Origin of the sequence: Streptosporangium sp. NPDC051022 (genome assembly GCF_040683035.1) — a bacterium.
In the GTDB taxonomy this organism is placed as follows: domain Bacteria; phylum Actinomycetota; class Actinomycetes; order Streptosporangiales; family Streptosporangiaceae; genus Streptosporangium.
This window is the reverse complement of the sequence record NZ_JBFBCF010000008.1, coordinates 101,023-113,937: the sequence shown is the minus strand read 5'-3', so window position 1 is coordinate 113,937 and position 12,915 is coordinate 101,023. Positions and strand designations below refer to the sequence as shown.

Annotated in this window: 13 protein-coding genes; 7 read left to right on the top strand and 6 right to left on the bottom strand. The window is 71.3% G+C overall.

Annotation, left to right across the window (positions count from 1 at the left end; translation table 11 throughout):
• Positions 1-5 precede the first annotated feature (5 nt).
• Positions 6-224 (bottom strand): EF-hand domain-containing protein, encoded by a 219-nt coding sequence (locus tag AB0N02_RS16380; RefSeq protein ID WP_363946542.1) that lies wholly within the window; start codon positions 222-224, stop codon positions 6-8.
• Positions 225-421: 197 nt separating this feature from the next.
• Between AB0N02_RS16380 and AB0N02_RS16375 the strand changes: the two genes are divergently transcribed.
• Complete coding sequence (locus AB0N02_RS16375) at positions 422-901, top strand: GNAT family N-acetyltransferase (RefSeq protein WP_363946541.1); 480 nt, start codon at positions 422-424, stop codon at positions 899-901.
• Positions 902-992: 91 nt separating this feature from the next.
• Here AB0N02_RS16375 and rpmG read toward each other — a convergent pair whose 3' ends face one another.
• Both rpmG and AB0N02_RS16365 read right to left on the bottom strand, forming a co-directional pair.
• Positions 993-1,157 carry a 50S ribosomal protein L33 gene (gene rpmG / locus AB0N02_RS16370; protein WP_363946540.1) on the bottom strand — a complete coding sequence of 55 codons (165 nt, stop codon included), beginning with the start codon at positions 1,155-1,157 and terminating at the stop codon, positions 993-995.
• An 81-nt stretch (positions 1,158-1,238) separates the two neighbouring features.
• Positions 1,239-2,972, bottom strand: a complete 1,734-nt coding sequence (locus AB0N02_RS16365; protein WP_363946539.1) for a beta-N-acetylhexosaminidase — start codon at positions 2,970-2,972, stop codon at positions 1,239-1,241.
• Positions 2,973-3,256: 284 nt separating this feature from the next.
• Here AB0N02_RS16365 and AB0N02_RS16360 point away from each other — a divergent pair, with 284 nt between their 5' ends.
• Positions 3,257-4,972 (top strand): sialidase family protein, encoded by a 1,716-nt coding sequence (locus AB0N02_RS16360; protein ID WP_363946538.1) that lies wholly within the window; start codon positions 3,257-3,259, stop codon positions 4,970-4,972.
• 86 nt (positions 4,973-5,058) lie between these two features.
• Entirely contained in the window at positions 5,059-7,416 is a 2,358-nt protein-coding gene (locus AB0N02_RS16355) for a Tex family protein (RefSeq protein WP_363946536.1), read from the top strand.
• 193 nt (positions 7,417-7,609) lie between these two features.
• Here the strand turns inward: AB0N02_RS16355 and AB0N02_RS16350 are convergent, their stop codons facing one another.
• Complete coding sequence (locus tag AB0N02_RS16350; protein WP_363946534.1) at positions 7,610-7,798, bottom strand: hypothetical protein; 189 nt, start codon at positions 7,796-7,798, stop codon at positions 7,610-7,612.
• Between the two features lie 228 nt (positions 7,799-8,026).
• Positions 8,027-8,551, bottom strand: coding sequence for a GNAT family protein (locus tag AB0N02_RS16345; protein ID WP_363946532.1), 525 nt, complete (start codon positions 8,549-8,551; stop codon positions 8,027-8,029).
• A gap of 130 nt (positions 8,552-8,681) precedes the next feature.
• On the opposite strand from AB0N02_RS16345, the gene AB0N02_RS16340 reads away from it, so the two are divergent.
• Positions 8,682-9,173: a hypothetical protein gene (locus AB0N02_RS16340; protein WP_363946530.1), complete on the top strand. Its 492-nt coding sequence runs from the start codon at positions 8,682-8,684 to the stop codon at positions 9,171-9,173.
• 7 nt (positions 9,174-9,180) lie between these two features.
• On the opposite strand, the gene AB0N02_RS16335 is transcribed toward AB0N02_RS16340, so the two are convergent.
• Entirely contained in the window at positions 9,181-9,852 is a 672-nt protein-coding gene (locus AB0N02_RS16335) for a DUF998 domain-containing protein (RefSeq protein ID WP_363946528.1), read from the bottom strand.
• A 293-nt stretch (positions 9,853-10,145) separates the two neighbouring features.
• Here AB0N02_RS16335 and AB0N02_RS16330 point away from each other — a divergent pair, with 293 nt between their 5' ends.
• From AB0N02_RS16330 to AB0N02_RS16320, 3 genes are all read left to right on the top strand, one after another.
• Positions 10,146-10,508: a MerR family transcriptional regulator gene (locus tag AB0N02_RS16330; RefSeq protein ID WP_363946526.1), complete on the top strand. Its 363-nt coding sequence runs from the start codon at positions 10,146-10,148 to the stop codon at positions 10,506-10,508.
• A complete protein-coding gene (locus tag AB0N02_RS16325; RefSeq protein ID WP_363946524.1) occupies positions 10,505-11,482 on the top strand; it encodes an aldo/keto reductase in 978 nt (325 codons plus the stop codon). Before AB0N02_RS16330 ends, AB0N02_RS16325 begins: the two co-directional genes overlap by 4 nt.
• Before the next feature lie 97 nt (positions 11,483-11,579).
• Positions 11,580-12,752 (top strand): histidine kinase, encoded by a 1,173-nt coding sequence (locus tag AB0N02_RS16320; RefSeq protein WP_363946522.1) that lies wholly within the window; start codon positions 11,580-11,582, stop codon positions 12,750-12,752.
• The last annotated feature ends 163 nt before the right edge of the window (positions 12,753-12,915 follow it).

Sequence of the window (12,915 nt, the reverse complement as noted above, 5' to 3'; positions counted from 1 at the left end):
CCCCGTCAGTCCTGCGCCACGATCCGGACGAACTCCTCGAAGGACAGCCGCCCGTCGCCGTCGGCGTCCGCGTCGCGGTTCAGCGATCCGATCGCCTCCGCGGGCAGGCCCGGGAAGTGCCCGGTGAGCTCGCTTTCGGTGATGAAGCCGTCACCGTCGCCGTCGATGGCGGCGAACCGCTGCCTGAGCTCCGTCAACCGCTCACCGGTGGGCTCTGCCGACATGGTGATCCGCCTCTCTCAACGACCCGCGTGCGATCAGCAGACAACTTACGGGAATCCCGGCGAATCCGGCCATTCACCCCGTCTCCGCCTTCCCCGAGCCCGCCTCGTCCCCGTGCCCGCCGTGTCCCCCGTGTCCCCCGCGCCCGCACCTCGTCTCCCCCGCCGGGGCACCCGGCCTCGAAGCCTAAACTTCGAGCATGATTCGCCCCGCAACGCCGGACGACGTCCCGGCGATCATTGACATGATCCGTGGCCTCGCGGAGTACGAGAAGGCGCTGGACCAGGTCGAGACCACCGCGGAGCAGCTGCACGACTCGCTCTTCGGGTCCGATCCCGCGGTGTTCTGCCACATCGCCACCGACGGGGAGCGGGTCGCGGGCTTCGCGATCTGGTTCGTCACCTACTCCACCTGGCTCGGCAAGCACGGGATCCACCTGGAGGACCTCTTCGTCCACCCCGGCCACCGGGGACAGGGGTACGGCAAGCAGCTGCTCACCGAACTCGCCCGCGTCTGCGTCGAACGCGGTTACGGCAGGTTCGAGTGGGCGGTCCTCGACTGGAACATCCCGGCCGTCGAGTTCTACAAGTCGCTCGGCGCCGGACCGATGGACGAGTGGGTGCCGTACCGCATCACCGGAAAGGCCCTGGAGAAACTCGCCGCCTCGGACACCCCGTAACCGGAAACGCCCACCGACCACGCCCCGCACACCGGCGCGTGGCCCGGAGAGGGGCTGACACGTGGCCCGGCGGGAATCCCCGGCCTGGGCCTCAGCGCTCCTCGCGGAACGAGACGTGCCTGCGGACGACCGGGTCGTACTTGGTGAGGACGAGCCGGTCGGGGTCGTTACGCCGGCTCTTCCGGGTGACATAGGTGTAGCCCGTGCCCGCGGTCGAGCGCAGCTTGATCACGGGACGTGGTTCGTTGGCGGCCACTGTGGACTCCTGTTCGATTGACGGACCATGGGACGGTGTCGATAACCGTTTTCACCACCGCGTCATTCCCGGAGCCCCCGCCTACGGTGCCCACGGCACCTGGGGGGAGCGGTAGAAGCCGATGCCCATGATCGTCCACCGGGGGCCCTGGGCGCCCAGGCGACGGCCGAAGGCGGTCCAGTCGTGGGCCGTCCACGGCGACCAGCCCAGCTCGGCGATGGCGGGCAGCCGGGGGAAGGCCATGTACTCGATCTGCTCCTCGGTGGAGATCGTCTCCGTCCACAGCGGCGCCTCGACCCCGAGTACGGCCGAGGCCGGCACCCCCCTCAGATAGGCGCCCGGGTTCCAGTCGTAGGCCCTGCGCACCTCGATGTGGCCCGCCCAGTCCTGGCCGGCCGTGGTCTCCGGGGTGTACTTCATGTCGAGGTAGGCCCGGTTCGCGGGCGACATGACCACCTGGGCGCCCCGCGAGACGGCACCGGCCACCAGCGGGTCGGAGGCGGTCGTCCCCCAGTACTGCACGACGCGTCCCGGCGAGTGCCGTACCCCGGGCTCGCCGATCTGGTGCCAGCCCATGACCGTCTTGCCCGTCGCGGCCGCCAGCGGCTGGACCCGGTTCATGAACGCGGTGTACTGGCCGGGCGGGGTCGCCTTCGCCTCGTCACCGCCGATGTGCAGGTAGGGCCCCGGAGTCAGCGCGGCGACCTCGCCGAGGACCTCCTTGACGAACGCGTAGACGCTCTCCCTGGTGGCGCACAGCGAGCTGAACCCGACCTCGGTACCGGTGTAGAGGGGTGGGGCGCTCCCGTCGCAGTTCAGCTCCGCGTACGAGGCGAGCGCGGCGTTGGTGTGCCCCGGCAGGTCGATCTCGGGGACGACCGTGATGTACCGCCGCGCCGCGTAGGCCACGATCTCCCGGTACTGGGCCTTGGTGTAGTGCCCGCCGGGGCCTCCCCCGACCTGGGTGGTGCCGCCGTGGGCGGTCAGCCTCGGCCTGCTGTCGACGGCGATCCGCCAGCCCTGGTCGTCCGACAGGTGCAGGTGCAGGTAGTTGATCTTGTAGAGGGCGATCCGGTCGATGTAGCGCTTGACCGTCTCGACCGGGTGGAAGTGCCGGGCGACGTCGAGCATCGCGCCCCGGTAGGGAAACCTCGGGCGGTCCACGATCCGGCCGCCGGGCACCTTCCACGGGCCCTGCCGGACGGTGGCGCTCTCGACCTCCGGCGGGAACAGCTGGCGCAGCGTCTGCACCCCGTTGAAGAGTCCGGCGGCCGTCCGCGCGCGGATCACCACCCCGCCGGAGGTCACGTCGAGCCGGTAGCCCTCGGCGCCGGGCTCCATGGGGGCGGGACCGGGCCCGGGGCCGGTGAGCAGCAGTGAGATGCCCCCCTTCCCGGCCTCGTCCCCGGTCCTGGCCCCGTCCGCGACCTCGGAGACCGGCAGCGGGTACCCCGTCGAGGGACGCAGGACACCGGCCAGGTAGGCGCCGACGTCCGCGGCCTGGGCCGAACCCGGGTGGGTGAGGATGCGCGCGTCCGGCCGCAGCGTGTACGTCGTGCCGACGGCGGGCCGTACCGAGAGCGGCGCCGGCACGACGTCGCCCATCGAGGCCACGGCCGGCGCGGCGGCGGCGAGATCCCGGACGTCGCTCCCCGGGGTCGCCTGGCCGGGGACGACCGACTCGGGGACGGGCGGCTCCGCCCCCGCGGCCCACATCAGCCACAGTCCCGCCACCACCAGGAGCGAGACCACGGCGAGGTAGGCGAGCCCGAAACGCCGCGGGCGGGTCCGGCCCGGTGGAACGACGTCACCCATGGCGCTCTCCGCGTGCTCGGCGTGCTCGGGCGAACCACTGGTCGGTAAGCCTCCTTGACGGACCGGCCACGGTCAAGACGGCACGGACACCGCTCTCCCACTCCCCGCTCCCCCGTTCTCCCCGCTCCCCCTCCCCGTTCTCTCGCTCTCCGTCCCCGCCCCTCCGCTCCCCCGTTCCGGATCCCCGCTCCCGGCTCCCGTTCCCCCGCGGCACGAACCGAAGACCACCCCGCCGTAACCTCCCGGCAACCCCACGGCCATCCCCTGCCTGTTCGCTGTGATCCATGTCCTGGCCGGAAACCGACGTCGTCGGATCGGATGTCACCACCCCCGTCACCGTGTACGGCATCGCCGAGCGGGGCCCGGACGGCGAGCTCGCCCACGAGGGCAACCGGGTCCCCGACATCGCCGCGCTCGACGCCAGGCGCCTCGTGGTCGCCTGGCGGGCCGGGCTGCGAGACTCCCTCGACCCCACCGCGACGGACCAGGGGTCCATCATGTACGCCAGGTCGGGAGACGGCGGGGCGAGCTGGACGGTGGGCACACTGGCCGCGGCGACGGCCGTCCACCGCTACCACTACGTGATGTTCCTCAGGGACGGGAACGCGCTCCACGCGCTGCTCGGGCGCATCACGATCGACAAGGACCGCGACGCGAAGGGCGACGTCGACGGCTTCCCCGTCACGATGGTGGCGAAAAGGAGCGTGGACGGCGGCCGGACGTGGGCCGACCTCCCCGTCGTCGTCGACGTTCCCGACAACGCCAGGGGCGTGGTCGTCGCGGGCAAGCCGCTCCGGCACGGCGGGCTGTGGCTGGTGCCGTACTGGCGGCGGGCGGGCGGCACGACCAGGGCGGGCGTGCTGCGCTCCGCGGACCTGGTCACCTGGACCTCCGGCGGGCTCGCGGAGAACCCGCCCGGCGTCTCGGCCGAGGAGCCGCAGATCGCGCCCTCCCACGACACACCCGGCACGATCGTGATGGTGGCCCGGGCCCTCGACCTGACCGGCGGCACCTCCGCGGCCGCGCGCGACGCCCACTACCGCGCGAACGCCGTCCACTGCGTCACGGCGACCAGCTCGGACGGCGGGCTGACGTGGTCGCCGATGAGGCCGGCCCCGGACCTGCCCAACTACTACGTCAAGACGTTCTTCTGCGGCGACTCGGCCGGCCGGTACCTCGCGATCTACAACACGTTCGCCGGGCCGTTCCTCGGCTCCTCGGCGAGCAAACCCGACCAGTACCGCGAGGTCCTCCACTACAAGGTCAAACGGCCCGGCGAGTCGTGGGAGGCGGGACGGCTGTTCGCCGACGGCCCCCGGCTGACGAGGGGCGCGGCCCGGGGGTGGGACGTCTATCCCAGCGCCGACGAGTACGAACCGGGGCGGTTCTTCGTCGTCTGGGAGCACAACCAGACCAACATCAAGGTCGCCAGGCTGGACATCTCCCGCCCCTTCCAGGGCGGCGACCTGATCACCGGCGCCTGGGCGCTGAGCGGCGGCGCGCGCACCAGCGGGGGCCGGCTCCGCCTCAGGAGCACCGACGCCAGGCCGTCCGAGGCCTCCTGCGGCCTCGACATCTCCAGAAGCTGCGACTTCACCCTGGAGTTCAGGGGAAAGGTCGATGACGACAGCGCGCTGGACCCCCGGACGGGGAACGGCGTCTGCCTCGGCGTGAAGGTCGCCAACGGCGCGAGGCGGCTCATGCTGACCGTCCAGCGGAGCGGGGTCTGGACGATGCGGAAGGGCTCCTCCGTCTGGGAGCGGGTCTACGCGCTGAACACCGCCGGGCAGCTCGCGACATGGAAGGTCAGCGTGGACAGCTCCGGGATCGCCCGGCTGTTCCGCGACGGCGCCTACACCGGGGCGACCTGGGTCGTCCAGGACAGCAGGGAAAAGCCTCAGGTCACCCACTGGGTGACCGGCACCCCCGGCGGCAACGCGGCCGAGGCGACCGTCGAGTGGACACGCCTGACCCCCACCCGCGGCGCCCCACTCCCGTGACCCGCCGCCCGATCTCTCTTTCCGGCAGGCCCGGCCGTCGGCCGACGCGGTAGCTTGGTGGCTGCCACCACAAGGGAAGAGAGATCGTGACGACGTCTATTCATCAGCGGATCGCCGAAGAGCTGGGGGTGCGTGAGCGGCAGGTTCAGGCGGCGGTCGAGCTGCTCGACGGCGGGGCCACCGTGCCGTTCATCGCCCGCTACCGCAAGGAGGCCACCGGAACGCTCGACGACGCGCAGCTGCGCACGCTCGAGGAGCGGCTGCGCTACCTGCGTGAGCTGGAGGAGCGTCGCACGGCGATCCTGGAGTCGATCCGCGGTCAGGGCAAGCTCGACGACGCCCTGGAGGCGCAGATCGCGGCGGCCGACTCCAAGGCCCGCCTCGAGGACATCTACCTGCCCTACAAGCCCAAGCGGCGGACCAAGGCGCAGATCGCCAGGGAGGCCGGGCTCGAACCCCTGGCCGACGGCCTGCTCGCCGATCCGTCGGTCGACCCGCAGGCCGCCGCCGCGGCCTTCGTCGGGGAGGGGGTGGCCGACGCCGCCGCCGCGCTGGAAGGAGCGCGGGCGATCCTGGTCGAGCGGTTCGGCGAGGACGCCGACCTGGTCGGGGAGCTGCGCGAGCGGATGTGGTCCAAGGGGCGCCTGGTCGCCGCGGTCCGCGAGGGCAAGGAGGAGGAGGGTGCCAAGTTCTCCGACTACTTCGACTTCGCCGAGCCGTTCGCCAAGCTACCCTCCCACCGGATCCTGGCGATGTTCCGAGGAGAGAAGGAGGAGGTCCTCACCCTCACCCTGGAGCCGGAGCCCGAGCCGACCGGCACCTACGAGGGACGCATCGCGCACCGCTTCGGCATCTCCGACCAGGGCAGGCCTGCGGACAAGTGGCTGGCCGACACCGTCCGCTGGGCGTGGCGTACCCGCGTCCTCGTCCACCTCGGCATCGACCTGCGGATGCGCATGTGGCAGGCGGCCGAGGACGAGGCGGTGCGGGTGTTCGCCGCCAACCTGCGCGACCTGCTGCTCGCCGCCCCCGCCGGAAGCCGCGCGACCATGGGGCTGGACCCCGGTCTGCGCACCGGCGTGAAGGTCGCGGTGGTCGACGCGACCGGCAAGGTGCTGGCCACCGACACGATCTACCCCCACGAGCCGCGCAGGCGCTGGGACGAGTCGCTGGCCACGCTCGCCACGCTCGCCAAGAAGCACAACGTGGAGCTGGTCTCCATCGGCAACGGCACCGCGTCGCGGGAGACCGACAAGCTCGCGGGCGAGCTGGTGAAGCTGGTCCCCGGACTGACCAAGATCGTGGTGTCGGAGGCCGGGGCGTCGGTCTACTCCGCCTCGGCCTTCGCCTCCCAGGAGCTTCCCGGCCTCGACGTGTCGTTGCGCGGAGCCGTCTCGATCGCCCGCCGCCTCCAGGACCCGCTCGCCGAGCTCGTCAAGATCGACCCCAAGTCGATCGGCGTCGGGCAGTACCAGCACGACCTCGCCGAGACCAAGCTCTCCCGCTCGCTCGACGCGGTGGTCGAGGACTGCGTGAACGCGGTCGGCGTGGACGTCAACACCGCCTCGGCCCCGCTGCTGACCCGGGTCTCCGGCATCGGCGCCACCCTCGCGGAGAACATCGTCCAGCACCGCGACACCAACGGCCCCTTCCGCTCCCGCAAGACGCTCAAGGACGTCGCCAGGCTCGGTCCGAAGGCCTTCGAGCAGTGCGCCGGCTTCCTGCGCATCCCCGGCGGTGACGACCCGCTCGACGCCTCCAGCGTGCACCCCGAGGCCTACCCCGTGGTGCGCCGCATCCTCTCCACCTCCGGCGGCGACATCACCAAGCTGATCGGCAACGGCACGGTGCTGCGGTCCCTGAGGCCGCAGGACTTCGTGGACGACACATTCGGCCTGCCGACCGTCACCGACATCCTGGCCGAACTGGAGAAGCCCGGCCGCGACCCGCGGCCCGCGTTCAAGACCGCGACGTTCAAGGAGGGCGTCGAGAAGCTGTCGGACCTCAAGCCCGGCATGCTGCTGGAAGGCGTCGTCACCAACGTCGCGGCCTTCGGCGCGTTCGTCGACGTCGGCGTGCACCAGGACGGCCTGGTCCACGTCTCGGCGCTGTCGCACACCTTCGTCAAGGACCCGCGCGAGGTGGTCAAGCCCGGTGACATCGTCCGGGTGAAGGTGCTCGACGTCGACATTCCCCGCAAGCGCATCTCGCTCACCCTCCGGCTTGAGGACGAGCCCGCCAAGGGTTCGGGCAGGCGCGACCAGGCGGGCGGCGGGCGCGGGAACGGCGACCGGCGCGAGAACGGCGGACGGGACGGCGGACGGGAGGGCAGGCAGGGCGGACGGCAACGGCAGGACCGCGGCGACCGGCGCGGCGCGCCGAGCGGCGCGATGGCGGACGCCCTCCGCCGCGCCGGACTCGACGGCTCCGGCGGCACCCGCTAACGCCCCCACAACCGCGGGGCCACCTCACCCGTGGCCCCGCCCCACCCCCTCACCGCGCTCCGTGCCCCTCTCGCCGTAATCCGTGGGATCACCCAAGGCGCCGGTGCGGCGAGTGGTGGAACGGAGCGGACCGGCGCCGGTGAGCGGTGCCCGGCTCCGTCTTTCCGTGAAGTGGTCGGCGGGTGCCGAGGGGTCAGCGGCGGCCGCGTAGCAGACCCCTGACCGCCAGGACGACGCCGACGACCAGCGTGGCCAGGCCGATCCAGATCCACTGTCCGGCGCCGCTCATGAAGCTGCCCCCGACGTAACCGAGGCCCTGGAGCATCCAGAGCCCTCCGGCCAGGACGAGCAGGACGCCGAGACCGGTCAGCAGGGCCTTCACGACACACCATCCTCGGAGCGGAGACCGGGCGTGACGGTCTCGGGCGCGCGGTGGGGACCGGGACGATCGAGGCGACCGGGGCGACCGGCCGTGAGACTCCCGTCGATGCTCATACGCTCGATGCTACGGAGAAGGTCACCGCGTCGCCGGGCCGAAGTTCCGGCTTCGCCGATCATTCATCGGTCGTTCACCGTCCCCGGAGGTCACCCGTACCGCCCCGGAAGAAGGTCATGAGAAGTCGGCGGCGAGCAGTCCGAACAGTGCCTCGTCGACGAAGGCACCCGCCACCCAGGCGTGCCCCCGGAGCGTGCCCTCCCGCCGGAAACCGGCCTTCTCCGCGGAGGCGATCATCGCGGTGTTGGTGACGAGGGTCTCCAGGCCCAGCCGGTGCAGACCGCGGATCCGGAAGGCGTAGTCGCACAGCACCCGCAGCGCGTCGGTGCCGTACCCCCTGCCGCGCGCCTCGGCGAGCAGGGAGATCCCCAGGTGACCGTTGCGGTTGTAGGAGTCGATCCCCCACAGGACCGCGGACCCGAGCAGGTCGCCTCCGGAGACGGACTCGACGGCGAACTCGACGACGGCCGGATCTGGCTCCTGCTTCTCGTAGCGGGCGATCACCTGGTCGAGCGACCGGGGAACCCACGGCGTGTCGGACGCGCCCACCGCCGTCTCCACCTCGTCGTGCATCCGGTGCAGAACGGGCAGGTCTTCCTTCGTCGTGGCCCTGAGCAGAACCCTGTCTCCGCGGAGCATGCCCACAGTCTCCACCACGACAGGGCCGCGAGCCCAGTGTCAGGCGGTGTGCAACCGATCATCAAGCGGGCCGCAGGCACGTACCGGTTGTCTGTGAGCGTCACGCCGTACGAAAAGATCGGAACCACCGATGAACCGCACCGCCCTGAAGATGATCTGGATCGCCCTGCTGCCGATCGCCGTGGCCGGAATGTTCGCCGCCACGAGCGGTGTGGGTCTGTGGGGTGTGGGCGTCTTCGTCGTCTGCCTGGGCGCCTTCATCGTCATGAGCTTCTTCGTCGCGGGCGGCATGGGCAACTCCCGCCTGCTGCGTACGGGACTGCCCGCCAGCGCCGTGATCACCGGTATGGGCACCACCGGCTGGCAGGTCAACGGCCAGCACGTGCTGAAGTTCAGGCTGCGGGTCACGCCCGCCTCCGGCGCGCCGTACGAGGTGCCCGAGCACCGTCAGCAGGTTCCGCCGTTCCTGCTCGGCGGGGTGCTGCCCGGCATGACCGTGCAGGTCAGGACGGACCCGGCCGACCCGCTCAAGGTGTGCATCGACTGGTCGTCGACGCTTCCCATCCACGGTGCCGCGCCGTACGGTCCCCCCGTCAAGCCCGGCACCTCCTGGGCCGCCTAGAGCCCGGCTACCGGACCACCGAGCCCGCCATCCGGCTCCGGTCTCCGCAGGAGCGGGCGCCGGCGGCCGGGGAGAGCGGGCGGCGGGCGTACCCGGACCTGGCCTGCGCCATCAGGCCGAGCAGGATCAGTACCGCCACCTCGAAGAACACGACCAGCCGCTGGGTCACACCGGCGGGGATGTCGTCGTTGGTCAGGTCGATCCCGAGCATCCGTACGACGTACGGGACGACCACCAGGACCAGCACCCCCAGCGACGCCATGCTCAGCGACCGCACCGCCCGGGCGTAGGGGCTGGTGGCGTACCGCCTGGCCAGGATCAGGCCCGCCACCGGCATCGTCAGCAGGGCCACGAACGCCGCGTACCGGTGAATGCCCCCGGACATCGACAGCGGAATGCCGGGCCGGTCGGTCGGGAAGGCCCCGATCAGCAGCATGCACAGGCCCCAGACACCGACCAGGGCCGCGGCGCCGCGGTCCTCTGCGCGCCGGGCCAGGAGGCCCCCGAACACGGTCGCACCCGCGGTGAAGCACGTGAGGGAGACGAGCAGCAGCCAGCCGTCCGGCTCGAAGGCGTACTCACTGATCACGGTGTGCACCGGATCGAGCCCCGTGAGCAGATGCAGCCCCAGCATGGCCACCGCCCCGGCGCCGATCGCCGCGTAGCCACCGGTGACCATCGTCGAACTGGAAAAAGTCTCCCCGGAAAAAGCCTGACTTGCCATGGATTAACCATGTCGACGGGCTTTGAAATGGAATACCCGAAATGATCCCCAGTCGCCCCTGACCAATCCCGGAGGAACCCTGGGTGAAGGTAGTGCGGCCCCCAGGGGAACACCTGTGACACCATGGCCGCGAGCTGGGCGAAGACCGCGAAAGGTAGGGCAGGCCTCCTCAGGGTCGCCTCTCCGGGAGAGGGGGCTCGCGGCCCCGACTTGACTTAGAGTGCACTCTAAGGAGCAAGGTGGTCCTCATGGGGATCACCATCCAGGAGGCCTCGCGCAGGTCGGGGCTGAGTGCGCACACCCTGCGTTACTACGAGCGCATCGGGCTCATCCACGAGGTGGAGCGGGGGCCCAGCGGGCATCGCAAGTACGCGGCGCCCGACCTGGACTGGCTCGACTTCCTCACCAAACTGCGCGCGACCGGCATGCCGATCGCGGACATGTGCCGCTACGCCGAACTCTGCCGGCAGGGCCCCCAGACCTCGGCCGAACGGCGCCGGATGCTGGAGGCCCATCGGAGCCGGGTCAGGGCACAGATCGAGCAGCTCACCGAGGACCTGGAAGTTCTCGACTACAAAATCGACCTCTACAAGGCACGGGAGAACCGATGAACAAGCGTCGTCTTGGCCAGGAAGGCCCCGAGGTCTCGGCCATCGGACTCGGCTGCATGGGAATGTCGGAGTTCTACGGCGGAACGGATGAGAACGAGTCGATCGCGGTCATCAACCGCGCGCTCGACCTCGGGGTGAACTTCCTCGACACCGCCGACATGTACGGCCGGGGCCACAACGAGGAACTGATCGGCCGGGCGATCAAGGACCGCAGGGACGAGGTGGTGCTGGCCACCAAGTTCGGCATCGTCAGGCGTGAGGGCGCGGAGCGCGGCGTCGACGGCAGCCCCGCCTACGTCAGGCAGGCGATCGACGCCTCCCTCGGCAGGCTGGGCGTCGACCACGTCGACCTTTACTACCTGCACCGCCGCGACCCGGACGTGCCGATCGAGGAGACCGTCGGCGCGATGGCCGAGCTCGTCACGGCGGGCAAGGTCGGGCGGATCGGCCTGTCCGAGGTGAGCGCCGACACACTGCGGAAGGCGCACGCCACTTATCCGATCTCCGCCCTGCAGAGCGAGTACTCGCTGTTCACCCGGGGACTGGAGGAGGAGATCCTGCCCACGGCCAGGGAGCTGGACATCGCGCTCGTCGCCTACTCGCCGATCAGCCGGGGACTGCTCGGCGGCACGCTGGCTCCGGCCGACGAACTGCCCGCCGACGACTTCCGCAGGTATCTGCCCCGCTTCGCCGGCGACGAAGGCGCGCACAACGAGGCGCTCGTCGCCGAGATCCGCAAGATCGCCGAGGAGATCGGCTGCACCGCGGCCCAGCTCTCCCTGGCCTGGCTGCTGACCCGGGGCGAGGACGTCATCCCGATCCCCGGCACCAAGCGGCTGCGCTACCTGGAGGAGAACACGGCGGCGGCCGACGTGACGCTGACCCCGGACCAGCTCGCCGCGCTCGAGGCGGCCGTGCCGGCCGGGAGCGTGCGCGGTGACCGCTATCTGGACATGTCCTCTGTCGAACGCTGACCCACGCCGGGCCCGTCCCTCCTCCGGGGCGGGCCCGGCGCGTGAGTCCCCCTCAAGAAGGATTCCCCTGGCGGAGTGCCCGCTTTACCCTCGCCTCATGGACCACAGCCGACTCCCCGGTGCGATCGACTGGCTGCTCGCAGTGGCCGTGGCGGCGCTCTCCGTCACCGAGGAGCTCGACGGGCAGAGCCGGGCGGCGGCCGATCTCCACACCGGCTGGTGGATCGCCTTCGCGATCGCCGCCTCGGTGCTGGTCCTCCTGCGCAGGCGCGCGCCGTTCGCCGTGATGTGCCTGTACTCACCTGCGGCCGTCGTGGCGCTGGCGCAGCTCGGCGGGCAGGTGACCGCCTGGCAGTTCTACATCCAGCTCGTGCTGCTGTTCACCCTGCTGGGCAAGGTCCCGTCGCGTGACCCGCGGACCGTCGCGGGGCTGGTCATGACGGCGGTGTTCGTCGGCGTGACGATGACCGTGGCCGTCGTGCCTCCGGGGGCGGGAGACGTGATGGTCGCGCTGGGGATGACCTTCATCGCGGGCGGGGCGGGCGTCGCCGTACGGCGTTATCGGGAGATGGCCGTCCAGGCGCAGGAGCGCGGGGAGCTGCTCGCCCGCGAGGCGGTGGCCGAGGAGCGCACCAGGATCGCCCGCGAGCTCAACGACGTCGTCGCGCACAGCGTCAGCGTCATGGTCATGCAGGCGGGGGCCGCGCGGCTGACGCTCAAACCGGAGCAGGCCGTCGAGCGCGAGGCTCTGCGGGTGGTCGAGGAGACGGGGCGCGACGCGGTGGAGGAGTTGCGCCGCATCCTCGGACTGCTCCGTACCGGCGCCGAGGGGGACGGTCTGACGCCGCAGCCGTGCCTCGCCCGGCTGGAGGACCTGGTCGAGCAGATGCGGGTGACCGGGCTCGACGTGAGGCTGAGCGTCGAGGGCGACCGGGTTCCGCTCCCGGCGGGACTCGACCTGTCGGCCTACCGGATCGTCCAGGAGGCGCTCGCCAACACCCTGCGGCACGCGGGCCCCACCTCGGCCAGGGTGACGGTCGCATACCGGCCCGGCACGCTCGAACTGGAGATCCTCGACGAGGGGCCGCGCGACGGCCACATCGGAGGCGCGGAGGCCTCCGGGCCCGGACACGGGCTGATCGGCATGCGCGAGCGGGTCGCCCTCTTCCACGGCAGGCTGTCGGCGGGCCCGCTGACCGACGGAGGGTACGGCGTGCGGGTCGCCTTCCCGCTGGCCGCGCGGATCCTGCCGGACAGGGTGGCCGGCTGAGTCTCCGGCGGGTCTCCGCGGCCACGGAGCCGGACCCGGAACCGACGCGGAACCGGACGCGGAACCGGAAAGGCGGGGATCGGACAGCGGGGAGAGGCCGAGATCGGAAAACGGGCGCCCCGTAACCGTGAAAATGCAGGAATGCCGTAACCACAGGGCAACC